The organism is Kribbella sp. NPDC043289 (assembly GCF_056436705.1).
In genome coordinates this window covers 162614-189397 of sequence record NZ_JBWKCB010000003.1, presented here as the reverse complement: position 1 = coordinate 189397, position 26784 = coordinate 162614, and the positions used below count along the sequence as shown (strand labels likewise).

Annotated in this window: 25 protein-coding genes and 1 riboswitch; of the genes, 13 read left to right on the top strand and 12 right to left on the bottom strand. The window is 69.0% G+C overall.

What is annotated here, in order from left to right; genetic code table 11:
* The first annotated feature begins 218 nt into the window (after nucleotides 1–218).
* The gene (gene ricT / locus AC0662_RS19270; RefSeq protein ID WP_478303410.1) at nucleotides 219–1268 is read left to right on the top strand and encodes a regulatory iron-sulfur-containing complex subunit RicT; all 1050 of its coding nucleotides are present in this window, start codon (nucleotides 219–221) and stop codon (nucleotides 1266–1268) included.
* Nucleotides 1265–2803, top strand: a complete 1539-nt coding sequence (locus AC0662_RS19265; protein ID WP_478302168.1) for an alpha/beta hydrolase — start codon at nucleotides 1265–1267, stop codon at nucleotides 2801–2803. The genes ricT and AC0662_RS19265 overlap by 4 nt, the downstream gene beginning before the upstream one ends.
* A 13-nt stretch (nucleotides 2804–2816) precedes the next feature.
* Here the strand turns inward: AC0662_RS19265 and AC0662_RS19260 are convergent, their stop codons facing one another.
* Nucleotides 2817–3449 (bottom strand): hypothetical protein, encoded by a 633-nt coding sequence (locus AC0662_RS19260; protein ID WP_478302166.1) that lies wholly within the window; start codon nucleotides 3447–3449, stop codon nucleotides 2817–2819.
* An 89-nt stretch (nucleotides 3450–3538) separates the two neighbouring features.
* Here AC0662_RS19260 and AC0662_RS19255 point away from each other — a divergent pair, with 89 nt between their 5' ends.
* The 7 genes from AC0662_RS19255 (at nucleotide 3539) to AC0662_RS19225 (ending at nucleotide 10413) form a co-directional block, all read left to right on the top strand.
* Nucleotides 3539–3877: a sterol carrier family protein gene (locus AC0662_RS19255; protein WP_478303408.1), complete on the top strand. Its 339-nt coding sequence runs from the start codon at nucleotides 3539–3541 to the stop codon at nucleotides 3875–3877.
* A gap of 212 nt (nucleotides 3878–4089) precedes the next feature.
* A complete protein-coding gene (locus AC0662_RS19250; protein ID WP_478302164.1) occupies nucleotides 4090–5376 on the top strand; it encodes an MFS transporter in 1287 nt (428 codons plus the stop codon).
* Nucleotides 5377–5407: 31 nt separating this feature from the next.
* Nucleotides 5408–6355, top strand: coding sequence for a hypothetical protein (locus AC0662_RS19245; protein ID WP_478302162.1), 948 nt, complete (start codon nucleotides 5408–5410; stop codon nucleotides 6353–6355).
* Between the two features lie 38 nt (nucleotides 6356–6393).
* A riboswitch (cobalamin riboswitch) is annotated at nucleotides 6394–6578 on the top strand.
* A gap of 28 nt (nucleotides 6579–6606) precedes the next feature.
* Nucleotides 6607–7629 carry an ABC transporter substrate-binding protein gene (locus AC0662_RS19240; protein ID WP_478302160.1) on the top strand — a complete coding sequence of 341 codons (1023 nt, stop codon included), beginning with the start codon at nucleotides 6607–6609 and terminating at the stop codon, nucleotides 7627–7629.
* Nucleotides 7626–8609: a FecCD family ABC transporter permease gene (locus AC0662_RS19235; protein WP_478302158.1), complete on the top strand. Its 984-nt coding sequence runs from the start codon at nucleotides 7626–7628 to the stop codon at nucleotides 8607–8609. Before AC0662_RS19240 ends, AC0662_RS19235 begins: the two co-directional genes overlap by 4 nt.
* Entirely contained in the window at nucleotides 8606–9628 is a 1023-nt protein-coding gene (locus AC0662_RS19230; RefSeq protein ID WP_452204627.1) for a FecCD family ABC transporter permease, read from the top strand. Before AC0662_RS19235 ends, AC0662_RS19230 begins: the two co-directional genes overlap by 4 nt.
* Before the next feature lie 2 nt (nucleotides 9629–9630).
* A complete protein-coding gene (locus AC0662_RS19225; protein WP_478302156.1) occupies nucleotides 9631–10413 on the top strand; it encodes an ABC transporter ATP-binding protein in 783 nt (260 codons plus the stop codon).
* Here AC0662_RS19225 and pdxR read toward each other — a convergent pair.
* Nucleotides 10307–11845, bottom strand: coding sequence for a MocR-like pyridoxine biosynthesis transcription factor PdxR (pdxR, locus tag AC0662_RS19220; protein WP_478302154.1), 1539 nt, complete (start codon nucleotides 11843–11845; stop codon nucleotides 10307–10309). The genes AC0662_RS19225 and pdxR overlap by 107 nt on opposite strands.
* Nucleotides 11846–11873: 28 nt before the next feature.
* Between pdxR and AC0662_RS19215 the strand changes: the two genes are divergently transcribed.
* Genes AC0662_RS19215 through AC0662_RS19205 form a run of 3 tightly spaced genes read left to right on the top strand, consistent with a single transcriptional unit; the run spans nucleotide 11874 to nucleotide 14333 of the window.
* On the top strand, nucleotides 11874–12674 hold the full coding sequence (locus tag AC0662_RS19215) for a methyltransferase (RefSeq protein ID WP_478302152.1): 801 nt from the start codon (nucleotides 11874–11876) through the stop codon (nucleotides 12672–12674).
* Nucleotides 12671–12811: a hypothetical protein gene (locus AC0662_RS19210; protein ID WP_478302150.1), complete on the top strand. Its 141-nt coding sequence runs from the start codon at nucleotides 12671–12673 to the stop codon at nucleotides 12809–12811. Before AC0662_RS19215 ends, AC0662_RS19210 begins: the two co-directional genes overlap by 4 nt.
* 31 nt (nucleotides 12812–12842) lie before the next feature.
* Entirely contained in the window at nucleotides 12843–14333 is a 1491-nt protein-coding gene (locus AC0662_RS19205; protein ID WP_478302148.1) for a CYTH and CHAD domain-containing protein, read from the top strand.
* 106 nt (nucleotides 14334–14439) lie between these two features.
* On the opposite strand, the gene AC0662_RS19200 is transcribed toward AC0662_RS19205, so the two are convergent.
* The 9 genes from AC0662_RS19200 to AC0662_RS19160 form a co-directional block, all read right to left on the bottom strand.
* Nucleotides 14440–16071 (bottom strand): solute symporter family protein, encoded by a 1632-nt coding sequence (locus AC0662_RS19200; protein WP_478303406.1) that lies wholly within the window; start codon nucleotides 16069–16071, stop codon nucleotides 14440–14442.
* A gap of 11 nt (nucleotides 16072–16082) precedes the next feature.
* Nucleotides 16083–16418 (bottom strand): DUF485 domain-containing protein, encoded by a 336-nt coding sequence (locus AC0662_RS19195; RefSeq protein WP_452197092.1) that lies wholly within the window; start codon nucleotides 16416–16418, stop codon nucleotides 16083–16085.
* A gap of 187 nt (nucleotides 16419–16605) precedes the next feature.
* Nucleotides 16606–18144, bottom strand: a complete 1539-nt coding sequence (locus AC0662_RS19190) for a sodium/solute symporter (RefSeq protein ID WP_478302145.1) — start codon at nucleotides 18142–18144, stop codon at nucleotides 16606–16608.
* Between the two features lie 2 nt (nucleotides 18145–18146).
* Complete coding sequence (locus AC0662_RS19185) at nucleotides 18147–18527, bottom strand: hypothetical protein (RefSeq protein WP_452197094.1); 381 nt, start codon at nucleotides 18525–18527, stop codon at nucleotides 18147–18149.
* Nucleotides 18524–19267 carry a LytR/AlgR family response regulator transcription factor gene (locus AC0662_RS19180; RefSeq protein ID WP_452197095.1) on the bottom strand — a complete coding sequence of 248 codons (744 nt, stop codon included), beginning with the start codon at nucleotides 19265–19267 and terminating at the stop codon, nucleotides 18524–18526. Before AC0662_RS19180 ends, AC0662_RS19185 begins: the two co-directional genes overlap by 4 nt.
* Nucleotides 19268–19609: 342 nt before the next feature.
* Nucleotides 19610–20824 carry a formaldehyde dehydrogenase, glutathione-independent gene (fdhA, locus tag AC0662_RS19175; protein WP_478302143.1) on the bottom strand — a complete coding sequence of 405 codons (1215 nt, stop codon included), beginning with the start codon at nucleotides 20822–20824 and terminating at the stop codon, nucleotides 19610–19612.
* Nucleotides 20825–20986: 162 nt separating this feature from the next.
* On the bottom strand, nucleotides 20987–22117 hold the full coding sequence (locus AC0662_RS19170) for a histidine kinase (protein ID WP_452197097.1): 1131 nt from the start codon (nucleotides 22115–22117) through the stop codon (nucleotides 20987–20989).
* 17 nt (nucleotides 22118–22134) lie between these two features.
* Nucleotides 22135–22872, bottom strand: coding sequence for a metallophosphoesterase family protein (locus AC0662_RS19165; protein WP_478302140.1), 738 nt, complete (start codon nucleotides 22870–22872; stop codon nucleotides 22135–22137).
* Nucleotides 22873–23002: 130 nt separating this feature from the next.
* Nucleotides 23003–24163: a hypothetical protein gene (locus AC0662_RS19160; protein ID WP_478302138.1), complete on the bottom strand. Its 1161-nt coding sequence runs from the start codon at nucleotides 24161–24163 to the stop codon at nucleotides 23003–23005.
* Nucleotides 24164–24329: 166 nt separating this feature from the next.
* Between AC0662_RS19160 and AC0662_RS19155 the strand changes: the two genes are divergently transcribed.
* Nucleotides 24330–25742: a serine/threonine-protein kinase gene (locus AC0662_RS19155; protein ID WP_452197100.1), complete on the top strand. Its 1413-nt coding sequence runs from the start codon at nucleotides 24330–24332 to the stop codon at nucleotides 25740–25742.
* A gap of 12 nt (nucleotides 25743–25754) precedes the next feature.
* Here the strand turns inward: AC0662_RS19155 and AC0662_RS19150 are convergent, their stop codons facing one another.
* Nucleotides 25755–26732, bottom strand: a complete 978-nt coding sequence (locus tag AC0662_RS19150; protein ID WP_478302136.1) for a hypothetical protein — start codon at nucleotides 26730–26732, stop codon at nucleotides 25755–25757.
* Between the last annotated feature and the right edge of the window lie 52 nt (nucleotides 26733–26784).

Sequence of the window (26784 nt, the reverse complement as noted above, 5' to 3'; positions counted from 1 at the left end):
CGGGCTGTCGAGGGTGCGTGCAGGCCGGAGCGACGCTGCTGGGCTTTCGGTCGCGCGGTAGCGCGCCAGCCGGCGGCAGCCGGGAGCTGATGTGCCGGCGCTGAGCCGGAGGGTGGGTGGGAGCGCGCGGAGCGGGCGCCGTGAGGAGCGGAGCGACGAAGGGAGCGGCTGCGTAGCACGCGGGGGAGGTCTGCTGCCAGTACTCTGGCGCCGTGGGTATGGTGATGGCGGTGTCGTTCGAGCGGTACGGGCGGCTTTACTACCTCGACCCGGGTGAGTTTCGGCCCCGGGTGGGGGACAAGGTGCTGGTGCCCACCGATGACGGGCCCGAGGTGGCGGAGTGTGTGTGGGCGCCGCAGTACGTCACCGAGGAGATCGGCGGGCTGCCGCTGTGCGCGGGGATCGCGACGGACGCGGATCTGGACCGGGACGAGCAGAACCGGCAGCGGCGGGCCGATGCGCGGGTGATCGCCAAGCGCACGATTCGCCAGCACGACCTGCCGATGAAGGTGGTCGGGATCGACTTCGTCGACCGGCGCGCGGACGTGGATCAGCTGGTGATCGTGTACTTCTCCGCCCCGCACCGGGTGGACTTCCGCGAGCTGGTACGGGATCTCGCCCGGGCGCTGCGGGCCCGGATCGAGCTGCGCCAGGTGGGCGCGCGGGACGAGGCGCGGCTGCAGGGCGGGATCGGGCCCTGCGGACGGGACCTGTGCTGCGCGACGTTCCTGAAGGACTTCGAGCCGGTCAGCGTGCGGATGGCGAAGGACCAGGACCTGCCGCTGAACCCGCTGAAGATCTCCGGCGCGTGCGGCCGGCTGATGTGCTGCCTGAAGTACGAGCACCCGCTGTACCAGGAGTTCACCGCGAAGGCTCCGGCGACCGGGACCGCGGTGGAGACCCCCGCGGGTGATGGAGTGGTGGTCGGGCACAACGTTCCGAGCGACACCGTGGTCGTTCGGTTGGCGGCCTCCGGGCGCCGGTGTGCGTGCAGCCGGGCGGACGTGTGCTCGCCGCGGCAGCAGTACGAGGCGTCCAGTACGACGACCCCGGACGCGGTACCGGTCGAGGGACCAGCACCGGTCGAGGACGCCGTACCGGACCAGCCGGCCGAGCAGCCTGCAGAGCCAGCCACCGAGCCGTCCACCGAGCCGGCCACCGAGCCGGTCGCGGAGCCGGTCGCGGAGACTCGCGAGGAGCGGCGGGCCCGGAAACCACGCCGGCGCCGCCGCCTGCACCACGACGACGAGGGAGAAACCCCGCAGTGAGATTCCGCAGGTCGACCGTACTGGTGGCAACCCTTGCGGTCCTGGCGAGCGGCTGTGGGGTGGCCGGTCGCGCCCAGGACGCGGGGGACGGTACGGCGGCCGGCGTCGGGAGCAACCCGCCCAGCGGGCCGGTGGGGCCGATCCCGGCGGGGCTGGAGAAGTTCTACCAGCAGCAGCCGGACTGGGAGCGCTGCGGCTCGAACCAGCAGTGCGCGACCATCGAGGTCCCGCTGGACTACACCAAGCCCACCGGGCAAACGATTGAGCTGCGGGCCCGGAAGGTGCTCGCGCGGGACCGCGGCGGCCGGATCGGCACGCTGTTCATCAACCCGGGTGGGCCCGGCGCCTCGGGGCAGGAATTCGCGCAGCAGGCGCCGATGCTGTTCGGGTCGTCGCTGCTGCGGAAGTTCGACATCATCGGCTGGGACCCGCGCGGCGTCGGCGAGTCCACCCCGGTGAAGTGTCTGGACACCGCCCAGCTCGACGCGATGATCGCCGCGGACGGCAGCCCGGACAACGCCGCCGAGATCAACGACCTGGACAAGCAGTCGAAGACGCTGGCCGCCGGCTGCGAGCAGCGCTCCGGAGAGCTGCTCCCGCACGTGTCCACCAAGGACGCGGCCCGCGACATCGACGTACTGCGCGGTGTCGTCGGCGACCCGCAGCTGTACTACATGGGGATGTCGTACGGCACGTTCCTCGGCGCGACGTATGCCGAGCTGTTCCCGAAGAACGTCGGCCGGATGGTCCTGGACGGTGCCGTCGATCCGTCGATCACGTCCGAGCAGATGGCGATCGCGCAGGCGAAGGGGTTCGACAAGGCGCTGGACGCGTTCGCGGAGGACTGCGCGCAGCGGTCCTGCAAGCTCGGCAGCAGCAAGAACGAGGTGCTGGGCAAGATCGACCAGCTGATCAAGGACAGCGACGCGAACCCGCTGCCGGGGGCCGGGAACCGCAAGGTCACGCAGGCGCTGGTGATCCTCGGGATGATCTACCCGCTGTACCTGAAGGACTTCTGGCCGCGGCTCGAGGACGCCGTCGCCGACGGGCTGGCCGGTAACGGTGCCCGCCTGCTCGCGCTGGCCGACGAGTACACCGATCGCCAGCAGACCGGGTACGCCGACAACTCCAACGAGGTCCAGATCGCGATCAACTGTCTCGACCACCCGGACTTCACGTCGATCGCCCAGATCGAGGCGAAGGCCCCGGAGTACAAGGCGGCGTCACCGCGGTTCGGTGAGTTCCTGGCCTGGTCGTCGGTGTCGTGCGTGAACTGGCCGGTGAAGCCGGTCGACAAGCCGCACAAGATCAAGGCGGCCGGTGCGAAGCCGATCATGGTCGTCGGTACGACGCGCGACCCGGCGACCCCGTACGAGTGGGCGGTCGGCTTGGCGCACCAGTTGGAAAGCGGTGTCCTGGTCAGCCGCGACGGCGACGGGCACACGGCGTACCTGTCGGGCAACGCCTGCGTGAAGAACGTCGTCGAGAGCTATCTGGTGCAGGGCAACACGCCGGCTGCCGACATCAAGTGTTAGCGCCCGGCCCGCGCTAGTTGGGCCGGTTGTCGCCCGGTTCGACCGGCAGCTTGATGGTGTCGGTGGCGTGTTGCAGGATCGCGCGCAGGCCGGCTTCGTCCTGCGGACGGCCGCCGACGGTGATCTCGGCGGCTGAGGACTTGCCGCCGTCGAGCGAGATCCAGCGCGACAGGCCCATCCGAGGACCGCGGCTCTGGTCGGTGTAGGTGTAGACCAGCGTGCCGCCATCCCGGCTGAGCACCTTGAGGTCGTGCTCGTCGATGCTGCGCACGCGGTTCGCGACCAGTTCGTCCGGGGCCTGCTTGCTGCCGCGGGTGTCGAACCGGATCTGCCAGACGCCGGTCGGGTCCAGGAACTTCGGTCGAGTGCCCGCCTGGGCGCTCTTCCAGCCGGTCGGCACCTCGGCGGAGACCGGGTCGCCGCTGGAGCCGAAGTTCTGCACGACGTACTGCACCGAGTCGGCCTGGAGCCCGTCGGTCCGGGTCGGGGAACTGCTCGGGGGAGGACTGTTCACGATCCCGGCCGGCGTTTCGTGCGCCGCGAACGGGTTTCCGCCGTTGATGACGAGCACCGTGCCGAACACGGCCACACCGACGGTCATTCCCGCCAGCGTCATCAGCAGCGCCTGGTGCCTGGGCGTGAGCATCCCGACCTCGCTTCCCTCTCTCCCGCCCGATTATCGCCGACGAGAGGGGCGTCTCCGCAAACCGCCGCGTACGCTGACACGTCGTGAAGATGTCCGACCCCGCGCTCCAGCAGGCTTTACAGCGTTATGACGACGGTACGGCGGAACGCGCGGATCTGAAGCTGCTCACCAAGGAGTTGCTGAAGCTCCTGGTCGCGAAAGCACCTGGTCACGCGGTCGAGGTCCGAGTCCCGCCGTACGGCGCCGTGCAGTGCATCGAGGGGCCGCGACACACCCGGGGGACGCCCGGCGCGGTGATCGAGATGCCCCCGGAACTGTGGATCGACGTCGCCCTCGGACGCGTCACCTGGGCCGACGCCCGCGTCAGCGGAAAACTCCGGGCGAGCGGCGAGCGCACCGACCTGACCGGCCTGCTCCCGCTCGCCTGAGTCCCGGCATCCGCCTGGCCGACCTCGCGCATCGGTCAGCCAGGCGGATGGATCAGTGGGCCGGTCCGGGCCGGTGGGATTGACGCCCACGGCAACCAATCGGCCTCACGCTAGGCGCGTCCGAGGTCCCCGCCGGAGCCTTTCGACGGTGGTGGAAACGAGGTCCGGAAATCAGGCTCGTCCCGGCCGGTCGGACCTGTCACCATGGTCCGGTGGCAACCCCTTTCCGCGCCCGCCTGGCCCGCTTGCGCGTCGATCTGACCCCGTGGCGTGGTTCCCGTGACTTCCGCATCCTGCTGGTCGCCGGATCGGTCTTCTTCCTCGGCGGCATGGTCGGGTACGTCGCCCTGCCGTACCAGCTGTACCAACTGACCGGATCGAACTTCGCGGTCGGCGCGATGGGCCTGGTGACGATCGTCCCGCTGGTCGTCTTCGGCCTGTACGGCGGCGCGCTGGCCGACCACGTGGAGCGCCGGAAACTGCTCGTCGGCACCGGCCTGGCCCAGGTCGTGATCTCCGCGCTGATGGTCGTCAACACCCTGCTCCCGAACCCGCAGGTCTGGCTGATCTACGTCTGCGGCGCGCTGAACGCGATCGCGTCCTCGCTGCAGCGGCCGAGCCGCGAGGCGCTGCTGCCCCGTGTGGTCAAGCACGCGGAGATCCCCGCCGCGGTCGCGTTGAGCTCACTGACCTCGCAGATCGGTCAGCTCGCCGGCCCGGCGGTGGGCGGCGTCCTCGTCGGCTCGGTCGGCGTGACCTGGGCGTTCTCGGTCGAGCTGGTCGGGATCGTGTTCGCGACGCTGATGTACACCCGCCTCGGTGCCTACCGCGCGGGTGATGGCGCGAGCGCGCCGAGTCTGCGGGCGATCGGTGGCGGGATCGTCTACGCGTTCCGGCGCAAGGACCTGCTGGCGACGTACCTCGTCGACATGGTCGGGATGTTCCTGGCGATGCCGATCGTGCTGTTCCCGGCGTTCGCGACCGACATCCTGAAGGAGCCGAGGTTGCTCGGTCTGCTGTACAGCGCCGAGGCGATCGGGGCGATGTGCGCAAGCCTGACCAGCGGCTGGGCCAAACACGTGCACCACCAGGGCCGGGCGGTGGTGCTGGCCACGATCGGCTGGGGTGCCGCGGTCGGGCTCGCCGGGCTGGCGCCGAACATCTGGATCGCGATCGCCTTCTTCGCGCTGGCGGGCGCGGCCGACATGGTCTCGGTGCTGTTCCGCTCGGTGATCTGGAACCAGACGATCCCGGACGAGATGCGCGGTCGGCTGGCCGGGATCGAGATGCTCGGGTACTCGCTCGGCCCGCTCGGTGGACAGGCCCGGTCCGGTCTCGTTGCCGACCTGACCGGCGTCCGGACCGCGATCGTCAGCGGCGGTGTCATGTGCGTCGCCGGCGTGATCGGGACCGCTGTCTGGCTGCGTGAGTTCTGGCGGTACGACGCCCGTACCGACGAACACGCCGTCCGCGAAAGGGAGCTCCGGACCGCCGGTTAGAGTTCCAGGCATCATGCGTATCCGCCGTGGAATGACCGCTGGCCTGGCCGTCGTACTGCTCGCGGGCTGTAGCGGTCCCGGGCAGGAGACCGCCCCGAGTGCACCCCCGCTGGTGTCGACGACCTCTGCGGACAGCCCGTCGGCAACGCCCTCCGATACGCCGAGCCCGAGCGTGCCGGCCTCGGCGGCACCCGCGCAGTCCGTATGCCTGCGGATGAACCAGGAATTGGTCCGGACGACGCTTGCGGTGCCTGCTGTGGATATCCAGACCAAGACGGTGCCGACCGACTTCGGCCTTCCGACGTACGACGTCTGCCAGTTGACCCTCAGCAACTTTCCGAACGGTCCGGTGCTGAGCATCGAGACATCGGTGCTCCCGGCGACCGCGGCGACGTTGGCCGCGAGCCAGAAGGCGTCCAAGGGTGAGCCGGTGAAGCCTGCGGTGGTGGGCCAAGGCGGCTACGGGGCGAGCACGTTCGTGGTGTTCCTGCTGGGCGGCAAGCTCTACAAGGTCGCCGGTCCGAAGGCGACGCTCGCGAAGTACGTCGTCCTCGCGCAGGAGGTCGCCCGGCAGGCGGCAGGCGTTCCGACGGCGGACCCGGTGATCACACGCCCGGAGTGCGACCGCGGGTCGTCCGGGGCCGAGAAGGTGCTGGGCGCGCGGCCGACGGCCCGCCGCGACAGCGAGACGACGCCCGGCGACCCGGTCTGCGGCTGGGTGACCGCGACGAGCGTGCTGACCACCTCGGTACGGCGTACTCCGCAGGCGAAGGCGTTGATCGCTCCGCTCGCCAAGGCCGCGACCTCGCAGTCGATCCCGCTCGGCGACGAGGGGTACGTCGACACCGCGACCGGCCGGACCACGATCCGCGTCGGCGACGACAAGCTGGTGGACTTCGTCCCGCTGCCGGCCCGGGCGATCAACCCGGACCTGATGACGCAGTTCGCGCTGGCGATGGCGCCTATCTATACGCGCTGATCTACACGCGCTGACGATCTGCGACACAGTCGCGGGTGTTAGGGTGGCGGAGCCGTGGTGTTCGGGAAGCCGGTGGAGTACCGGCGCGGCCCTCGCCACTGTGATCGGGATGTTCGCCGGACGTTCCCCTCGGGGAGACCACTGGCCGCTTGCGGCTGGGAAGGTTCGACCGGCGATCGCGGTACCCGTCAGCCAGGAGACCGGCCACGGCGCTCGACCCGTCCACGAGGTGCTGGAGGAGCGGTCCGCCCATGGCCGTCGTACGCGTGCTTGCTGTTGTCCTGTCTGTTTCCCTGCTGGCCGGGTGTGGCCCAGCTGCTGAAGCCGGTTCGAGTGCCGGTGCGATCACCGTCAAGAACTGCGGGATCGACGTCTCCGTCGACGGTCCGCCGCAGCGGGTGTTCGCGGCGTACCAACCCGCCATCGAGATGGCCCACGCGTTGGGGATCTCGGATCGGCTCGTCGGTACGGCGTACCTGGATGCCGAGGTGCTCCCGGAGTACGCCGCCGCGCAGGCGAAGGCGACGTACTACAAGAACCTGCCGAGTCGTGAGCAGCTGCTCAGCCTGAACCCGGACTTCGTGCTGTCCGGGTTCAACGACGTGTTCAGCGCGGCCGGCAGCGACTCGAGCTTCGGCAGCCGCAAGAGCCTGTCCGACCTCGGCGTCCGGACCTGGATCTTCAGCCCGCTCTGCCCGACCGCGGACGGCAAGGGCGACGAGGCGATCGACCCGTCGACGGTCTCGATGGACAACGTGTACGCCGATCTGCGCGACCTCGGCAAGCTGTTCAAGGTCGAGGACCGTGCCGAGCAGGTGATCGCCGACCAGCAGCGGCGGATCGCGGCGGTCGAGACGGCCGTGAAGGACGCGCCGCGGCCGACGGTGGCGATCATCCGGCCCGCGCTGGAGGGCGGCGGCCTGACGGTTTCGGGTGGACCGGACTTCGGGACGGTGCTGATCAAGCAAGCGGGAGGCGTGAACGCGTTCGCGGACCTGACGTCGAAGCGGAACGTGAAGATCAGCGTCGAGGAGTTCATCAAGCGCGACCCGGACTACGTGCTGATCAGCGGCTGCTGTGACGCATCGCTGACGGCCGCCTCGTCGCAGCCCGATGTCGCCAAGCTGTTGGCGAATCCTGCATTGAGCAATCTGAAGGCTGTGCGCAATCGTCATGTGGTGCCGTGGTTGTTCGCGAATCACTCGGCGGGTGTCCGGGGCGCGTACACGACGGAGAACCTGGCGCGCATCATTCACCCCGACCTCTTCAAGTGAGGAAGGCTGCCGGGCTCACGGTCTGCGTCGGGGTGCTGGCCGTGGCCGTCGTGCTGTCGTTGTGCGTCGGGAACCAGTGGGTCGGGACCGGTGACGTCTATCGGGCGCTGGCGAACTTCAGCGGCAGCGATACCGATCGTGTCGTGACGTACTTGCGCGTGCCGCGAACCGTCGCGGGTCTCTTGGTCGGGGTCGCGCTCGGGTTGTCCGGTGGGTTGATGCAGGGCGTGACGCGGAACCCGCTGGCCGACCCGGGGATTCTCGGCGTGAACGCGGGCGCGGCCGTGGCCGTAGTGGCGGCGATCGGGGTGTTCGGCGTGCACAGCCTGACCGGGTACGTGTGGTTCGCGATGGGCGGCGCGCTCGTCGCGACAGTCGTCGTGTACGTCGTGGGCGCGATCGGCGGAGCGACGCCGGTGAAGCTCGCGCTGGCGGGAGCGGCGATCTCCGCGCTGTTCGGCTCGGTCACGTCGGCCGCGACCCTGCTGGATCTCTCGACGTTGAACGAGTATCGGTTCTGGGTAGTCGGGTCGTTGTCCTTGGCGAACGGGGCGATCGTCGCGCAGGCGGTGCCGTTCCTTGCCGTAGGCACCGTTCTGGCGCTGGTTCTGGCGCGGTCGCTCAACCAGCTCGCGCTCGGCGCTGAACTTGCGCAGACACTAGGCACCAGGGTCGCACTCGTGCGTGTCCTGGCCGGCGTCGCCGTCGTGATCCTGGCCGGTACGGCGACCGCGATCGCCGGCCCGATCGGCTTCATTGGTCTCGCCGTACCGCATGTCGCACGGACGATCGTCGGCGCGGACTACCGGTGGCTGTTGCCGTGGTCGATGGTGCTCGCGCCCGCGGTCCTGTTGCTCGCGGACGTCGCCGGGCGGATCGTCGTACGGCCGGCGGAGTTGCAGGTCGGGATCATCACGGCGCTGATCGGGGCACCGCTGTTCATCGCACTGGTGCGCCGTCGACGGACGGCTGCGTTGTGAAGACTTTGCGAATCGGGCGGGTGTCCACTCGGGTGGATGTCGCGAGCGTCGTGGTCTCGACGGTCGCGTGGGTGCTGACGGTGGTCGTCGGTGCGTTCGCCTTGACTCGTGGCGATTACGCGCTTCCGCTCTCTGATGTCCTGCGGGCGTTGTCGGGGCACGGGACGCTCATCACGTACGACGTCGTCGTGAACAATCGTTTGCCTCGCGTCCTCGTCGGCATCGGTGTCGGTACGGCGTTCGCGGTGTCCGGCGCGATCTTCCAGCGGCTCGCGCGCAACCCGTTGGTGAGTCCGGACCTGATCGGCATCAACGCCGGTGCCGCGTTGGCCGCCGTACTGATCATCACCGTGATCGGGAGTGGGTGGATCCCGCTGGGTGCGTTGATCGGGTCGTTGCTCGCCGCGCTCAGCGTGTATCTGCTGGCCTATCGCAACGGGGTCTCCGGGTATCGGCTGGTGCTCGTGGGGGTTGGCGTGACGGCGATCATCGGGTCGCTGACGGCGTACCTGCTGACGTTGGCGGACATCTACACGGCGAAGAGCGCATCGATGTGGCTCGCCGGAAGTCTTGCCGGGCGGTCGTGGTCGGACGTGGCGTTGATCGGCGCCGCGGTGGTCGTGGGGTTGCCGGCCGCGGTGGGCTCGTCGCGGCAGCTGCGGTTGCTGGAGTTGGGCGACGACTTGGCGCGGACCTTGGGTGGGCGGGTCGAGTTGTCGCGTGGGGTGTTGATCGCGGTCGGCGTTGGGCTTGCGGCGTTGGCGACGGCGGCTGCTGGACCGATCGGGTTCGTGGCGTTAGTGGCGCCGCAGTTGGCGCGTCGGCTGGTTGCGGAGCGCGTCGCCGGGTTGCTCGCGGCTGGCGCGATCGGGGCGTTGCTGGTGGTGTCCGCGGACCTGATCGCGCGGACGGTGGTGGCTCCGACGGCGTTGCCGGTCGGCGTGGTGACCGCGTTCCTCGGGGCGCCGTACCTGCTGTTCTTGATGGCCCGCGCGAACCGGGTCGGCCGAGGAGGATGACGATGCTGCGAGCAGAAGAGCTGACCTTGGGGTACGGCGGGAGTCCCGTCGTACACCGGTTGTCGGCGGCGATCCCGGAGCGGAAGATCACGGTGATCGTCGGCGCCAACGCCTGCGGGAAGTCGACGTTCCTACGTGGACTGGCGCGGCTGCTCGCGCCTCAAGGCGGAGCCGTCTACCTGGACGACCAGGATTTGGCGAAGCTCAGCGCCGGGCGCCTGGCGACGCGGTTGGGGATGCTGCCGCAGCAGCCGGTCGCGCCGGACGGGATCACGGTGTCCGACCTGGTCGGGCGCGGGCGGCATCCGCACCAACGGTGGTTCCGGCAGTGGTCGGCAGAGGACGAGCGGGTGGTGACGGCCGCGCTCGCGGCGACGGGTGTCGCCGAGTTGGCCGATCGGCCGCTGGAGGAGCTGTCCGGCGGTCAGCGGCAGCGGGTGTGGATCGCGCTCGCGCTGGCGCAGGACGCCGAGACGATGTTGCTCGACGAGCCGACCACGTTCCTGGACCTCGCGCACCAGTTGGAGATCCTCGACCTCGTGCAGGACCTGAACCGCGAGCACGGCAAGACGATCGTGCTGGTGCTGCACGACCTCAACCTCGCGGCGCGGTACGCGGACCACCTGATCGCGCTCAAACACGGCGAGGTGGTCGCGGTCGGAGCGCCCGCGGACGTGATCACGCCCGAGGTGGTCGCGGAGGTTTTCGGGCTCGAGTGCTCGGTGATCCCGGACCCGTTGACCGGTACGCCGTTGGTGCTGCCGCGGCCTCGCCGATCGTCCTGATCGCCTCCGTGATCTCGGTGGGCGTGCGGGCGGCGTACCCGAGGACCAGGCCGGGCGCGTGCGGCAGTTGGCAATGCCAGGACAGCGGATGCGTCTTGACGCCGTGTTCCAGCGCGGCCGCGGCCAGGGCGACGTCGTCGAGCGGTTCAGCGAAGGTGATGGTCAGGTGCAGGCCGGCCGCGACGCCGTGGATGGTTGCGGTGGGCAAATGGTTGTGGATCGCGGTGACCATCGCGTCGCGGCGTACCCGGTGCCGACGGCGGAGGAACCGCAGGTGGCGTTCGAGTTCGCCCGACTCCATCAGATGCGCGAGCGTGAGCTGCGGGAGCGAGGGGTTCCCGAGGTCGGCCATCCGCTTCCGGCCGATCAGTTCCTCCTTGTACTGCGGCGGCGCGAGCATCCAGCCGATCCGCAGCGCGGGAGCGAGGAGCTTCGAGATGCTGCCGGCGTAGATCACCTGATCGGGGAGCATCGCGCGCAACGCCGGCACCGGCGGGCGGTCGTAGCGGTGCTCGGCGTCGTAGTCGTCCTCGAGGATCAGCCCGCCGTCGGCCGCCCACTGGATGAGTTCACGCCGCCGCTCCCCGTCGAGGACGACGCCGGTCGGGAAGTGGTGCGCCGGAGTCACCATCACCACCCGCGCCCCGGACTTCCGGAGTGCCTCGACGTCGAGGCCGCGGTCGTCCACCGGGACGGGCGGGGTCTGCATGCCCCAGTTCTGCAGGTGCTGGCGGGAGCCGAGGGAGCCGGGATCCTCGACCGCCATCACGTGGATGCCACGCTCGTCGAGCAATTGCGCCACCAGACCGATCGCCTGCGCGACGCCCGCCACGATGATCAGATCGTCCGGGTCCGTGGCGATCCCGCGGTACTGGGCGAGCCAGGCGGCGACTGCCCGGCGGAGCGCCGGCGTCCCGGCGGGGTCGCCGTACCCGAAGTCGGGCGCGGCCAGATCGCTGAGCACGGCGCGCTCGGCCCGCATCCATCCACTGCGCGGGAAGGCCGCCAGATCAGGGACGCCAGGGGTCAGGTCGATCCTCGCCGTCACCTCGCGGAGGCGGTCGAAGGCATCCAGACCGGGCTGGTTCAGGACGTTCGGTGGCGGCGGATTTGCGGTCGTCGACGCAGGCGTCGTACCGATGGGGGCCGCGACGACGATCGTGCCGCGGCGGCCGTGGCTGGAGACGTGGCCGTCCTCGGTGAGGCGTTGGTAGGACTCGGTGACGACGCCGCGGGAGATGCCGAGGTCGGTGGCCAGGATGCGGGTCGCGGGGAGGCGGGCGCCGACCGGGAGATGGCCGGTCGAGATGGCCGTGCGGAGGCGGTCGGTGAGCCAGTCGGCGAGGCCGCCGGCGGGCGCTTCGGCCGGGTTCAGTTGCAGGAAGTCCGCACCTTTGGACCGGCCACTTCCCGTCGGATTGGACCTGTTCACTGGACCATTGTGGCGCGACCGTGGAGTCATGGGAACTGACTACGTCCACGGCTACACCCCGGCGGAGACTCGCCGGCTCACTGACCAGGCCGGCACGCTGGCCGACCTGCTGCACGGCGGCACCGCCTACGCGCCCGGCAGCCGCGTATTGGAGGCGGGCTGCGGCGTGGGCGGGCAGACCGTCCAACTTGTCACCCGCAGCCCCGGCATCGAACTGGTCTCGGTCGACATCTCCGAGGACTCGCTCACCCAGGCGAAGGCCCGCGTCGCCGCCCACGCACCACAAGCGACCGTCGACTTCCGGCACGCGGACCTGCACGACCTGTCCGGCGAGAAGTTCGACCACGTCTTCGTCTGCTTCGTCCTCGAGCACCTCCCGGACCCGAACGACGCGCTCATCCGGCTCCGCGGCCTGCTCAATCCCGGCGGCACGATCACCGTCGTGGAGGGCGATCACGGGTCTGCGATCTACCACCCGCGCAGTGCTCAGGCCCAGGCCGTCATCGACTGTCTCATCGACCTCCAGGCCGAACCTGGCGGCGACGCGCTCATCGGCCGTCGGCTCCAACCCCTCCTCGAGCAGGCCGGCTACGACGACGTACGGGTGGACCCTCGCACCGTGTACGCGGACCAGACGGTTCCACATCTGGTCGACGGCTTCACCCGGAGGACCTTCATCGCGATGGTCGAGTCGGTTCGCGAGCGCGCGATCGCGGCCGGGATGCGGACCGAGGCCGAGTGGGACGCGGGCATCCGGGATCTCGAGCAGACCGCGTTGCCCGGCGGCACCTTCCACTACGCGTTCTTCAAAGGAGTGGGCCGGACATGATCGGGTTCATCGTCCTGATCGCCTCTGTTTGCTGGGCTTTGAGCCGCAACCGCCGTCGGCAGATCCGGTGTGTCATGTACGGCATCCCGGATCGCGATCTCGAGCGACTGGTGGCCGATCTGCGTTCGCGCGGCTGACCAGTTCATGAACGCCTGGTAAACAAGAGGTATGGCCCGCACCGAGCAGCTCGAGATCGAGACGAAGTACGACGTCGACGAGACCACGGTCGTGCCGGCGCTGCACGAGTTGCCCGGGGTTGCGAGTGTCGCGCAACCGGTCGAGCTGCACCTTGACGCCGTGTACTTCGACACTCCCGACTACGACCTGGCCGCGAACAAGGTGACGTTGCGCCGCCGCACCGGTGGCGAGGACGACGGCTGGCACGTGAAGCTCCCGGTGTCGTCCGGCCAACGGCTCGAGGTCAGGCACCCGCTCGGTCGCTCGGTGCGGACTGTGCCGACGGCGGTCGTGCGGACGGTCCGGGTCCATGTGCGTGACCGGAAGCTCGCGCCGGTCGTGACGCTGGCGACGCGCCGCATCGTGCATCGGCTGCTCGACGCGGAAGGCGGCGTACTCGCGGAGTTCGCCGACGACCACGTGACGGCGACCGTCACGGGTGCCGAGCCGGAGAGCTGGCGCGAGTGGGAGGTCGAGCTCGTCGAGGGGGACGCCGGCCTGCTGGAAGCCGCCGGCGAGCTGGTGCGAGAGGCGGGCGCCCGGCCCGCGAGCGGCCCGAGCAAGCTGGCTCGCGCGCTCGGCGATCGCGTGCCGACGTACGACGAATGGACGCTGCCGAAGAAGCCGCGGACCTCGGATCTGTTCCGGGCATACGCCGCCGCCCAGGTAGCGGCGATCCGGGAACGGGACCCCGAGGTCCGCCGCGACGTGCCGGACTCGATCCACAAGTTCCGGGTCGCGACGCGGCGGCTGCGGTCGGCGCTGGCGACGTACCGGCCGGTGATCGATCGCACGGTGGGGGACGAGTTGCGGGCCGAGTTGAAATGGCTGGCCGGTGAGTTCGGCGCCGCCCGGGACTCCGAGGTGCAGCGGGAGCACTTCGCGGCGGAGATCGCGGAGCAGCCCGTCGAGCTCGTCATCGGGCGGGTCGCGGGGCGGATCGACGATCACCTACGGCGGGTCTACAAGGACGGTCGCGCCGGGGCGCTCGCGGCGTTGGAGAGCGAGCGGTACTTCCACCTGCTCGATGCGCTCGACAGGCTGCTGGCCGAGCCGCCGATCACCGGCGACGACCGGAAGGCGAGCAAGCAGGTCGGCGACATCCTCAAGCACGACCTGAAGCGGATGCGGCAGGGCGTTCACCGGGCCCAGGCCGCGGAGACCGACGCCGAACAGGACCACGAGCTGCACGACGTCCGCAAGGCAGCCAAGCGTTTGCGGTACGCCGCGGAGTCCGCCGTATCCGTGCTCGGTGACGAAGCGGCGAAGCTCGCCACGCAGGCCGAAGAGGTCCAGGGGATCCTCGGCGAACACCAGGACTCGGTCGTCTCCCGCGAACTCCTCCACCACCTCGCCCTCGAGGTCTACGCCGAAGGCGGCAACACCTTCACCTACGGCCGCCTGCACGCCGCCGAAGAACACCGCGGCAACGCCTCCCGCAAGTCCTTCTACAAACTCTGGCCAACCCTCACCTTCCGGTGAAACGGAGACGGACCCGGCGGGAGGGTGCCGGGTCCGTCTGAGGGGGCGGGGGTGGGGCTGTCAGGCAGGTTCGCGTCGGGTCAGCAGGGCCTGCCTGACAGGTCTTTCAGTGGTCGACCGCCTTCTCGGCGCCGGCGCCGGTGAGCGAGCGGACCTCCATCTCGGCGAAGCGGTCGACGTCGACGGCTTCCTTGCTGGTGATCGTGCCGATCCAGCCGAGCAGGAACGCCAGCGGGATCGTGACGATGCCGGGGTTGTCGAGCGGGAACCAGTGGAAGTCGATGCCGGTGTCGGTGATCATCGACAGGCTCTTGCCGGTCTTGGCGTCGACCTTGCCGGAGACGACCGGGCTGAACGCGATCAGGGTGATCGTCGAGGCCAGACCGCCGTAGATGCTCCACAGCGCGCCGCGGGTGTTGAACCGGCGCCAGAACAGCGAGTACAGGATCGTCGGCAGGTTCGCGCTGGCCGCGACCGCGAACGCGAGCGCCACCAGGAAGGCCACGTTCTGGCCGTTCGCGAAGATCCCGCCGAGAATCGCCACGATGCCGATCACGACCGCGGTGTACCGCGCGACCCGTACCTCGCCGACGCCGCTGATCTGGCCCTTCTTGATGATCTGGCCGTAGATGTCGTGCGCGAACGACGTACTCGCGGTGATCGTCAGACCGGCGACCACGGCGAGGATCGTCGCGAACGCGACCGCCGAGATGACACCGAGCAGCACTTCACCACCGAGTTCGAAGGCCAGCAGCGGTGCGGCCGAGTTGGCCTTGCCGGGCGCGGCCTTGATCCGGTCCGGTCCGACGATCGCGGCGGCGCCGTACCCGAGGACCAGGGTGAACAGGTAGAAGATGCCGATGATCCAGATCGCCCAGGTGACGCTGCGCCTGGCCTCCTTGGAGTCCGGCACGGTGTAGAAGCGCATCAGCACGTGCGGCAGGCCCGCCGTACCGAGCACCAGGGCCAGCGCGAGCGAGATGAAGTCCAGCTTGGTCATGCCGGTGACGCCGTACTGCAGGCCGGGGCCGAGCAGTTTCTCGCCGGCGGCCGGGCTCTTGTCGACCGCCGCGCCGAGCAGACCGGACAGGTTGAAGCTGTACTTCGCCAGCACCCACAGCGTCATCAGACCGGCGCCGACCACCAGCAGGGCAGCCTTGACGATCTGGACCCAGGTGGTGCCCTTCATGCCACCGACCAGCACGTACGTGATCATCAGGATGCCGACCACTGCGATGACGATCGCCTGACCGGTGCGCCCGTTGACACCGAGCAGCAGCGCGACGAGGCCACCGGCGCCGGCCATCTGCGCCAGCAGGTAGAAGAAGCAGACGATCAGCGTCGAGATCGCGGCGGCCATCCGCACCGGCCGCTGCTTGAGCCGGAACGAGAGTACGTCGGCCATCGTGAACCGGCCGGTGTTCCGGAGCAGTTCGGCGACCAGCAGCAGTGCGACCAGCCAGGCCACCAGGAAGCCGATGGAGTACAGGAAGCCGTCGTACCCGTTCAGCGCGATCGCGCCGGCGATGCCGAGGAACGACGCGGCGGACAGGTAGTCGCCGGAGATCGCGATGCCGTTCTGCGGGCCGGTGAACGAGCGGCCGCCGGCGTAGAAGTCGGCCGCGGTCCGGTTGTTCCGCGACGCCCGGAACACGATCGCCAGGGTGGCGACCACGAACAGCCCGAAGATCACGATGTTGACGGTCGGGTTACCGATGTCGGTTGCCAGCGGCAACATCAGCGGGGCGGTCACTGCGGTGCTCCCTCGATCTGGTGACGCAGCTTCTCGGCGTCCGGGTCGATCCGGCGGTCGGCCCACCGGACGTAGAACATCGTGATGGCGAACGTCGTCACGAACTGGCCGAGGCCGAACAGCAGAGCGACGGTGATGTTGCCGGCGACCTTGTGCGACATGAAGCCGTGCGCGTAGTCGGCGAGCAGGACGTAGACGAAGTACCAGACCAGGAACAGTGCGGTCATCGGGAACACGAAGTTCCGGAACCGGCGGCGCAGCTCGGAGAAGTCCGGTGACAGCTGGACGTCTCGGTACGTCGTCAGTTCCGGTTCGCGTGTCGTATCGCTCATCGCGAGACCTCCAGACGGGGATCAGGCCGGGCGGAATGAGGCCAGGCAGGGGTGCTGCGTCGTACTGTGTCCTGCGTCACGACGGACCGACAGCACCGGCACGCGTCGAGCGCTCAGCGGAGCACACCAGTCGTTCGGTGGATCACTCAGCTGCGACGAGCGGTAGGAACGGAACGACGAGCGGTCGTCATCGGGGCGGTAGGCCGCGGTCGACGTCGACTGCTTCGGGGGTGTGCAGGCGGACCATGCTGCGGGCAGCGCCGGCCGGGATACGGTCGGGGGTGAGTTTCGAGACCACGATGACGGTCAGGAACGCGAGCGGCATCGTCCACGCGGCGGGCTGCCCGACGAGCGCGCGGGTCCAGCCGGCCTGCGGTACGCCGGCGACGTTGACCAGCGCGGCGGTACTGGCCGCGATCCCGCCGACGACCAGCCCGGCCGCGGCGCCGGTGGTCGACATCCGGCGCCACCAGATCCCGAGCACCAGCAACGGGCAGAACGTCGACGAGGCCAGTGCGAACGCGAGCCCAACCGTGTCGGCGAGACTCAACGCGCCGGTCATGCTGAAGGCGAGGTACGGCACGACCATCGCGATCAGCGCCGCGATCCGGAAGCTGCGTACGGCGACGTAGTCCCCGCCGGTCCATCGGTGCAGCCGGCTCCGCAGCAGGTCCTGGTCGATCACGCCGGCGATCGCGACCGTCAGTCCCGAGGACGTCGACAGGAACGCCGCGAACGCTCCCGCGGCGACCAGTGCACCGAGCAGATCCCCAACGGTGCCAGGGAAAACTCGTCCCGGCAGCTCGAGCACGACGGTGTCCCCGCCAGTCCCGACCAGATCCGGTGCGAACGTCCGCCCGAGCACGGCGTACATCGGTGGGAACAAATAGAAGAAGCCGAGCAGTGCCAACACGACGACAGTGGTACGGCGGGCCGCCCGCCCGTCCGGGTTGGTGTAGAACCGGACCAGCACGTGCGGCAGCCCCATCGTCCCGAAACAAAGGGCCAGGAGCAACGAATAGGTCGCGTACAACGGGTGGTCCCGGCCGCCGGCGCGCGACAGCGGCTCGGCCCACTCACCGGCGGCACCGTGCAGTGAGTCGAGGACGCCGACCGGTTGGCGCCACACGAGCAGGATGACGAAGATCGGCGCGGCCAGTGCGGTGAGCTTGAGCCAGTACTGGAAGGCCTGGACGAAGGTGATGGACCGCATGCCACCTGCGGCGACGTTGATCACCACGATCACCGCGACGATCGCCGCTCCGACCTGCGGTGGTGCGCCGGTGACGGTCTGGACGGCCAGACCGGCACCGTGCAACTGCGGGAGGAGGTAGAGCGTTCCGATACCGACGACGAGGCCGGCGCAGATCCGGCGTACCGCTGGGGATTCGAAACGGGTCTCGGCGAAGTCCGGCAGCGTGTACGCACCGGACCGGCGTAGCGGGGCGGCGACCAGGACCAGGAGCATCAGATAGCCGACCGTGTAGCCGACGGAGAACCACAGCATGTCCGCGCCGTTGACCAGCACCAGTCCGGCGACGCCGAGGAACGACGCGGCCGACAGGTACTCTCCGCTGATCGCGGAGGCGTTCCAGCGTGGGGTGATGGCGCGGCTGGCGACGTAGAAGTCGCTGGTGGTCCGGGAGATGCGCAGACCGAACAGTCCGATCCCGATCGTTGCCACGACCACCAATCCGATCGCGGTCAGGCTGATCGCCGGCGACATCGCTACTGCCGCCCTACGAACTCGGTGAACTCGGCCTCGATCCGTTCGGCGTGCCGGACGTAGATGCGCGCGGCGACGTACACCACGGGATACACCAGGATGCCGAGGATCACCCAGGGCAGCGGCAGCCCGAAGACGGACAGTGTGCGCGCCGGCGGGACCAGCCAGAACAGCAGTGGGATGCTCCCGAGCACCAGCAGTACGCCGCCGATGACAGCCAGCGTCAGTCGGAGCTGGGACTGGATCAGCGACTGCATGTAGACCTCACCGAGCCGCGTCTGCTCGTCGATCTCGCGGGTGCCGGTGGGAGTGAGCGGACGCCGGGCCGCGCTGGCTCGGGGACTGGTGACGCGGACCCTGCGCGGTCCGTCAGCCGTACTCATCTAAGAGATGTCGAGCGGACCAGGAGGTCGCGGAGCTCGCGGGTGTGCCGTCGACTCACCGGGAGCCAGTCGTCGCCCACTCGGACGGCGCACCGTCCACCGTCGACCCGCATCTCGTCCACGTGCTGCAATGCGACCAGCGTGCTCCGGTGGATCCGGGTGAACCCCGCGTCCCGCCAGCGGTCCTCGAGCGTGCTGAGTGGGACGCGCACCAGATGTGAGTTCTGGCCGGTGTGTAGTCGTGCGTAGTCGCCCTGTGCCTCGACGTACCGGACTGTGGAGCGCTGGACGAACCTGGTGACGCCGGCGAGCTCGACCGGGATCACCTCGTCCTCTGTCTCTTCCGGGGACTGCAGTGCTGTCGGTGCACCCTGCGTCACCACGCGCCGGACCGCTTCGGCCAGTCGTTCCGGCCGGACCGGTTTCATGACGTAGTCGGTCGCTTCCAGGTCGAACGCTGCCACCGCGTGCTCGTCGTACGCCGTCACGAAGACGATCTGCGGGCGGCTGGCGAACTTCGACAGCACCCGGGCCAGGTCGATACCGTCCAGGCCGGGCATCTTGATGTCGCAGAACACCACGTCCAGATCGGTGGCCTGCAGGATCTTCAGCGCGTCCGGACCGTTCGAGGCCGTGCGGATTTCGCCGATCCTGGCGTCCTGGCCGAGCAGGTACACCAGTTCGGCCAGGGCGGGCTCCTCGTCGTCTGCGACCAGGGCACGCAGGGGAGTGTCGGCCATGGTGCGAACAGTAGTCGCCTGACCACGATCTGGCTCTAGCGTCTAGGACGCCAATCGTGGCGGAAGATCCGACTGATGCTCCCAGCGCACCCGGTGCGAGCCGTAACCCGCTGCGTGTACGCCGTCGTGCCCGCGTGGCCGCCGGCAGTAGTAATGCGGAGAGTAGAGATCCTTGCACGAGTCGTCGTGGCTCGTGTAAGCGAACTCGAGGTCCAACCGGGTGTCAATGCTCATGGAAGTCGCCCTTGTCGCGCGCGCGGTCTGCCCCCACCCACACCCAGTATCACCCGATGCGGTGGGAGCGGGGATACCCCGCTCCCACCGTGGACACCACGCGACGGGCTACTTGATCATCCCGTGCGGGTCGAGGATGTACTTCCGGGCGGCGCCGTGGTCGAACTCGGCGTACCCACGGGGTGCGTCGTCCAGCGAGATGACCGTGGCGTTGACGTTCTTCGCGATCTGGGTCCGGTCGGCGAGGATCGCCTTCATCAGCTGCCGGTTGTACCGCATCACCGGGCACTGGCCGGTCGTGAACGACAACGACTTCGCCCAGCCGAGGCCGAGCCGGATCGACAGCGAACCGATCTTCGCCGCCTCGTCGCCGGCCCCGGGATCGCCGGTGACGTACAGCCCCGGGATACCGACCGCGCCACCGGCCTTGGTGACGTCCATGACCGTGTTCAGCACCGTCGCCGGCCGCTCGGCCTGGGCGTCGCTGCCGTGCCCGTGGGCCTCGAACCCGACGGCGTCGATCGCACAGTCGACCTCGGGTTCACCGAGGATCTGCTCGATCTGGTCCTTCGGGTCGCCCTTCGACACGTCGATCGCCTCGCAGCCGAAGCTGCGCGCCTGGTCCAGCCGCTCCTTCTGCAGGTCCGCGACCATCACCACCGACGCCCCGAGCAGCAACGCCGACGTGGCCGCGGCGAGCCCGACCGGGCCCGCGCCTGCGACGTACACCGTCGAACCGGTGCCGACACCGGCGGTGACGGCGCCGTGGTAGCCGGTCGGGAAGATGTCGGCGAGCATCGCCAGGTCGCGGATCTTCTCCAGCGCCTTGTCCTTGTCGGGGAACTTCAGCAGGTTCCAGTCCGCGTACGGAACCAGCGCGTACTCGGCCTGACCGCCGACCCAGCCACCCATGTCGACGTACCCGTACGCCGATCCCGGCCGGTCCGGGTTCACGTTCAGGCAGACGCCGGTCTTGCCCTCCTTGCAGTTCACGCACCGCCCGCAGGCGATGTTGAACGGTACCGAGACCAGGTCGCCGACCTTGATGAACTCGACGTCCCGCCCGGTCTCGACCACCTCACCGGTGATCTCGTGGCCGAGCGCGAGTCCCGGCGGCGCCGTCGTGCGGCCGCGCACCATGTGCTGGTCGCTGCCGCAGATGTTGGTCGCGACCACCTTGAGGATCGCGCCGTGCGGAACCTGCCGGCCGACATTCGCAGGGTTGACCCCCGGTCCGTCCTTGAGTTCCAGGGTCGGATAGTCGATGGTCTCGACTGCCACGGAGCCCGGTCCCTTGTAGATGACTGCCCTGTTTCCCGGCACGAGCACTACTCCCCTCCAGGACGCTCCACCGATGCCGGTGGAGTCGTGCGATACCGCTTGCTGTGGGCCGTGATCGCCACTGGAGAGGCGATCCGGTCGTCGCCTGCCGATGTCCCTGACGCTAGTCCGCCAGACCGGAAGCGTCAATGAAACAAGGGTTTTCTACGCCGATGCGTGCACACCCGAGGAGTACTTCGGGATGCGGAACGTCACCTTCGTCCCGGCGTCAACGGCCGTCTCCACGATCAGTCCGTACGTGTCGCCGTACACCTGCCGCAGGCGCGCGTCGACGTTTCCGAGACCGATCGAGTCGCTGCCGGAGCCACCGGACAACGCGGCCCGGATCACCTCCGGATCGCTGCCGGCGCCGTCGTCCTCGACGCTGATCTCGGCCTCGTTGATCCGGTCCCGCGCGCGGATGGTGATGTTGCCGACTCCCGTCGTACCTTCCAGGCCGTGCCGTACGGCGTTCTCCACCAGGGGCTGGACGACCAGGAACGGGATGACCACCGGCAGTACCTCGGGAGCGATTTGCAGCGACACCTTGAGCCGATCGCCGAAGCGGGCCTGTTCGAGGACCAGATAGCGTTCCACGTTGCGCAGCTCGTCGGCGAGCGTCGTGAACTCGCCGCCGCGGCGGAGTGCGTAGCGGGAGAAGTCCGCGAACTCCAGCAGTAGTTCACGGGCCCGCTCGGGGTCGGTGCGCACGAACGACGCGATAGCGGCCAGAGCGTTGTAGATGAAGTGCGGACTGATCTGTGCGCGGAGTGCGCGCAGCTCGGCTTCCATCGCGCGGGTGCGCTCTTTGTTGAGCTCTGCCAGCTCTACCTGGCCGGAGACCCAGCGAGCGACCTCTTCGGTCGCTCTGACGAGTGCGGCCGAGGTGTTGTTGCTGTACGCGACCAGGACGGCGACCACGCGTTCCTCGGTGACGATCGGTGCCACCACCGCCGTACGGATGGGGCACTGGGGGTCGCCACACGCCACGTCGTGTGCACCGAGAACCGCCGTACGGCCGGAACGCAGTGTCGGGGCGGCGAGGTCCTTGGCGTCGCGGCGGTGGTTGCTCTCGTACGGTCCGCCGACGCCGTCCCAGGCGAGTACGCCGGAGGAGTCGCAGATCGCGATGGCCGCCGTACCGAGGAGGTCCCGGAGGTGCTTGCTGGCCTTGCCGGCCGCGGTGGGGGTCAGACCCTCGCGCAGGTGCGGGCTGGCCAGCGAGGCGGTATGCAGGGTTGCATACGTCGCCTTGTCGGCCGGAGTCCCGAAATGCTTGCGCCGCCGCGTGAACACTCCATGACGGTAGCGGCTCAGCCCTCCACGCGCGGCCTGAACGCCTCCAGCGCTTCCGTGTCGGAGTAGTTGCTCAGCAGGTACTCAGCGACCCACTCCGCTCGCCCGGGGTACGTGGACTCGCTCACGATCCGCTCCGCCGCCTTGGTCGCGTCCAGAGGTGCACGACGCAGTTGTACGCCGTCTGCGCTGAGGAGCGCCCAGCTCGGACCAGGAGCGCCGTACGGCATGCCGACGCTGCCTGCGTTCACCACCAGCCGCCGGTCGACCTGACGGGCGAACGGCATGTGGGTGTGACCGCAGATCACTGTTCTGACGTCGTCCGGCAGTCCGTCGAACACCTGTGCCCACCGCGAGATCGGACTGTCGACCAGCACCATCTCCTCGTCGTCCCGTGGTGTCGCGTGGCAGAAAAGCGTGTCGCCGAGCGTCACCGTCGTCGGCAGTTTGGAGAGCAGCTCGACCTGATCCGGTCGCAACTGCGCCGCGGCCCACGGGCTCACCGCATCCGGTGGCTCGGCGTCGTACGTCCCCCGGGCCATCTCCACGAGCTCACGGTCCGCATTACCGCGTACCCACACCGCTCGCTCGCCCAAACCCACCAGCAGGTCCAACGTCTCCACCGGCTGCGGACCACTCGCGATGTCCCCGGCCATCACGATCACGTCAGCGGTCCGCAGATCTGGCTCCGCCAATACGCTCTCCAGCGCCGGCAGTACTCCGTGGACATCAGCCAGCACAGCAACCGTCGTCATGTCCGCAGTCTGCCCGCAAAGCTCAACGAACACGGGGCTATCTGCTGAGGGCAGAGACCAGACGGCCATCTCCCGAGACCGCCATCGGCTCTCCAGGGACGGTGTCGATCAGAACGGCCACTCCGGCACCTCAGGCGCCGATCAGCAGTGCGCCCTTGGCGAGCGGCGTCGCCAGTTCGCAGGCCCCAGTGGAAATGGTGCAGCGGACGATCGAGGCAGGTGTCCCCTCACCGTCATCAGCGAGCAGCAGCAGGTGCTGGTCGTCCTCGGGGACCCACTGCCGGAACACTCCAGTCCACTCGTGCAGCAGACTGCCGGACTTGGCGTCCAGAACTGCGGCAATGCCGTTGCCATAGCCGTCCTCGTACATCGGCCCGGCGATCACCGTCGCGCCGTCTGGCGTGAAGCCGGCGATCTGGTAGTCACAGGTGCGCCAGAGTCGCCTGCCGCTCGGAACGGCCAGGAGGCTGCTGCAGCTGTTCTGATTCGCCAGCGTGGTGAGCGAGCCCGCCGTACCCGCGCTGGACACCGCTGTGGCCTTCGGGACGCCGCTGAGTTCGACGACCTTCGACTCGCCCGGCGTCCACTCGTACAGCGTCGACTTGGTGCCCTCCTGCGTCGTCGAGGCATCGAAGTAGACCTTGCCGTCGGTGTAGCCCAGCAACGTCGTGTTCCACAGGCCCGGCACGGTGACCTTCTTGACGCCGTCGACGCTGTCCTGCTCGGAGTACAGGGTGGCGCCTGCCGTTGCCTCACCGGTGTCCTTGAGCCGCGAGCCGACGTACGACGCGGACAGGTCGTCCTCGGTGGTGACGATCTGGGTGATGTCAGGGGTGCGGCGGGTGATCTTGCCCTCGCTGTCGAGGGTCAGCATCTCCGTGCCGGTGCCCTTCGTGACGATGGCGAGTGCGAACGTGCCGCGCCGGGCGACCTCCTGGATGTCCGCGTTGCCCGGGACGGTGACGTCGTTGCCGGCGCCGCCGCGGATGGTGCGGCCGCTCAGGTAGGTCACCTGGGGCGCGCGGCCGGTGGTGAGTTTCTGGAGGTCGATCTTTGTCTTGGCCGGGCCGCTCGGGGTGGTCTTCGACGGCGTGGTCGGTGTCGGCTTCGGGGCGGACGACGTCGCCGACGGGGTGCTCGCGGCGGGTGACGGCGAACTGGTGAGTGGCCCGGCGTCGGCGGCCGCAGCGGGTTGGGGGCCCTGGCGGGAGGCGAGGGCGCCGCCGCCCGCGATGGCGGCGACGGCGACGGCAGCGACGACGGCGACCAGACGGCCGTTCTGCGCTCGCATCGGGCGATCTCCTATCGATCGTGGTCAGGGCACGGCGGGTATCGACCGTGCGGCGGACCACGGTCCGGCGGGCTTCCGGCCCTGCCGTCGCAGATGTGACGTCCCGAAACACTGCTTTGTTCACTCCAGCGAACGGGTCGCAGAACGGATCGAGCATAATTACGACATGGACCAGCCACCGCGGATCGGCCGGTACTCCCTGGTCCGCCGGGTGGGTGCCGGGGGCTTCGCGACGGTCTGGCTGGCCAGGGACGAGCAGCTGGACGCCGAGGTCGCGGTCAAGATCCTGTCCGAGAACTGGGTCGAGGACGGGGACGTCCGGCGCCGCTTCCTCGACGAGGGCCGGTTCCTGCGCAAGGTCGACTCGCTGTACGTCGTGGGCGTCCACGACATCGGCGAGGCCGACGACGGCCGCCCGTTCATGGTGCTGACCTACGCCGACGGCGGCACCCTCGCGGACCGGATCAAGGCCGGCCAGCTGGAGTTCGCCGAGGCGGTCCGGATCATCACGCAGGTCGGCCGCGGCCTGAAGCACCTGCACGCCCGCGGCGTCCTGCACCGCGACGTGAAGCCCGCCAACGTCCTGTTCCGCACCGATCCGGCCGGTGACCGCGCCATGCTCTCCGACCTCGGTCTGGGCAAATCACTGGCCGAGGTCTCCCGCATCACGATGCCCGGCGGCACCCCGGCGTACGTCGCTCCGGAACAGGTGATGGGTGAGCGCCTGGACCACCGTGCCGACCTCTACTCCCTGGGAGCGGTCGCGTACGCCGCCTTCACCGGTCAGCCGCCGCACGGTGTGGTCAGCCTCGGTGCGGTGATGCAGATCGACTCACCACCGCCCTCGATGACCACGCTGCGCGAAGACGTGCCGGACGCGATCGACGTCGTCGTACGGCGTGCACTCGAACCGGACCGGGATCAGCGCTGGCCTGACCTGGACAGCTTCCTCAACGCGCTCCGTGAGGCGCACACGACCGGCAAGGTCCCGGCCCAGTTGGTGCCGGCCGCTGTGATGCCCAAACCGACGGCAGCCGCCGCACCGGTCGACCAGGACACCGCACTGGCCAACTCTGGCCAGACAACGGTGGCTACGAAGCCCAAGCGCAGTCGACGTGCCGGTGTGATCACTGCACTCGCCGCAGTGGTCCTGGCAGCCGCCGGTGGGTACGGCGGGTACCGGTACGTGCTCACCCGCCCGGTGGAGGTCGACAACAGCCCGCTGTCGGTCAAGGTTCCCAGGACCTGGCACGAGAAGGCTGTCGACCCTAGTAAGTCGCTGGTCGTCAGCACGAACACGTCTACCTGGCAGACCAACCCGCAGATCGAAGGCGTGTACGTCGGCCTGCTGAACGCCACCAAGCTTCCGGACAGCGTCACCGCCCCGACGGGCTGCACCGCCGGCTCACCCAGCAACGGCGACCAGCGGGTCACCTTCCAGATCACCTGCAGCGGCTCCCCGAGCATCGCCGAGCAGTACCGGCAGCTCAACGACAGCACACTGCTGCGGATCCAGGTCCGGGCCGCCGACGAAGCGACCCGGACCGAAGTGCTCAACTCAGCGCAATACCAGTCCTAGAAGCACCAGCTCCTAAGGCACCAGCGAAGTCAGCGACGTGATGGTTGCCTTGTGCATCCGCGGGATGACGTTGAGGGTGGCGGGGTCCGACGCGTACAGATGCGACCCGGACTCGTAGACCAGGTACGCGGTCCCGTTGTACTCCGTGATGCCCTCGGTCATGCTCGGCGCCCGGAAGCAGCTCAGCGCCGCCGCGTCCAGGTCCTTCTGCCCGCGCTTGACCACATAGATGTTGCTGCGGTTCCCACGCCCGTACGACGTGCTGTAGATGAAGTGGTTCGCAGTGATCGTCAGACCCTGTGTCTTGGTCGGGATCTCCCAGGCGCCGGCCACGGTGGTCAGCGTGCCGTCGTCCGCGATCTTGTACTCGTACATCGTTCCGCGTCCGGTGTCGTTGAACGTCCCGGCGAACAACGAGTCGCCGTAGCTCCCCATGAACGACGAGCCGGCCACGTCCCGCGCAGTGCCGACCTGCGCGAGGTACGGCGTACCGGCGGCCTTCAACGCGTCGCGGAGCTCGGTCAGCCGGTACTTGCGGATGCTGCTGCCTTGACCGGACACGAACGCCCAGCCTTTGCTCACGGTGATCCCGCCGACGTGGGACTCCGCGATCGCGACCACGCCGACCGTGGAGCCGGTGGACGGGTCGATGCCGTAGATCTCCGAATCCGCGCCGTCGCGGTAGGCCGCGATCAGGAGCAGGTTCGTGCCGGAGCCGTCCCAGTTGTACCAAGTACCGGCGCCTTGCGGCGTGTACGTGCTGAGGTTCGGGATGCTCGCGCTGTTGCTGAAGCGGGCGTCGTACTTCTTCGACGCGGACGGACCGTCGTAGAACGTGGAGCCGCCGGTGGTGTCGGTGTCGCAGCTGATCGCGGCGTACGCCGGGGCCGCGGACGTGAGGGCCGCGGCGGCTGTGACGACGGTGATGATGAGGGCAAGGGGGCGTCGAGGCCGGGGCGGCGGGTCGGGCGCCAAATTCAACACTGCCATGGTGATCCTCTTCGGTTGTGGGCGAAAACCTTCGAGAATTTCAGAGTAGGAC

What these genes read in the sequence shown, in the direction of transcription:
- ricT (WP_478303410.1), top strand. Translation starts at nt 219, where the DNA reads ATGGTGATGGCGGTGTCGTTCGAGCGGTACGGGCGGCTTTACTACCTC.
- AC0662_RS19260 (WP_478302166.1), bottom strand. Translation starts at nt 3,449, where the DNA reads ATGCTCACGCCCAGGCACCAGGCGCTGCTGATGACGCTGGCGGGAATG.
- AC0662_RS19255 (WP_478303408.1), top strand. Translation starts at nt 3,539, where the DNA reads ATGTCCGACCCCGCGCTCCAGCAGGCTTTACAGCGTTATGACGACGGT.
- AC0662_RS19245 (WP_478302162.1), top strand. Translation starts at nt 5,408, where the DNA reads ATGACCGCTGGCCTGGCCGTCGTACTGCTCGCGGGCTGTAGCGGTCCC.
- AC0662_RS19240 (WP_478302160.1), top strand. Translation starts at nt 6,607, where the DNA reads ATGGCCGTCGTACGCGTGCTTGCTGTTGTCCTGTCTGTTTCCCTGCTG.
- AC0662_RS19225 (WP_478302156.1), top strand. Translation starts at nt 9,631, where the DNA reads ATGCTGCGAGCAGAAGAGCTGACCTTGGGGTACGGCGGGAGTCCCGTC.
- AC0662_RS19215 (WP_478302152.1), top strand. Translation starts at nt 11,874, where the DNA reads ATGGGAACTGACTACGTCCACGGCTACACCCCGGCGGAGACTCGCCGG.
- AC0662_RS19210 (WP_478302150.1), top strand. Translation starts at nt 12,671, where the DNA reads ATGATCGGGTTCATCGTCCTGATCGCCTCTGTTTGCTGGGCTTTGAGC.
- AC0662_RS19205 (WP_478302148.1), top strand. Translation starts at nt 12,843, where the DNA reads ATGGCCCGCACCGAGCAGCTCGAGATCGAGACGAAGTACGACGTCGAC.
- AC0662_RS19200 (WP_478303406.1), bottom strand. Translation starts at nt 16,071, where the DNA reads ATGTTGCCGCTGGCAACCGACATCGGTAACCCGACCGTCAACATCGTG.
- AC0662_RS19195 (WP_452197092.1), bottom strand. Translation starts at nt 16,418, where the DNA reads ATGAGCGATACGACACGCGAACCGGAACTGACGACGTACCGAGACGTC.
- AC0662_RS19190 (WP_478302145.1), bottom strand. Translation starts at nt 18,144, where the DNA reads ATGTCGCCGGCGATCAGCCTGACCGCGATCGGATTGGTGGTCGTGGCA.
- AC0662_RS19185 (WP_452197094.1), bottom strand. Translation starts at nt 18,527, where the DNA reads ATGAGTACGGCTGACGGACCGCGCAGGGTCCGCGTCACCAGTCCCCGA.
- AC0662_RS19180 (WP_452197095.1), bottom strand. Translation starts at nt 19,267, where the DNA reads ATGGCCGACACTCCCCTGCGTGCCCTGGTCGCAGACGACGAGGAGCCC.
- AC0662_RS19165 (WP_478302140.1), bottom strand. Translation starts at nt 22,872, where the DNA reads ATGACGACGGTTGCTGTGCTGGCTGATGTCCACGGAGTACTGCCGGCG.
- AC0662_RS19160 (WP_478302138.1), bottom strand. Translation starts at nt 24,163, where the DNA reads ATGCGAGCGCAGAACGGCCGTCTGGTCGCCGTCGTCGCTGCCGTCGCC.
- AC0662_RS19155 (WP_452197100.1), top strand. Translation starts at nt 24,330, where the DNA reads ATGGACCAGCCACCGCGGATCGGCCGGTACTCCCTGGTCCGCCGGGTG.
- AC0662_RS19150 (WP_478302136.1), bottom strand. Translation starts at nt 26,732, where the DNA reads ATGGCAGTGTTGAATTTGGCGCCCGACCCGCCGCCCCGGCCTCGACGC.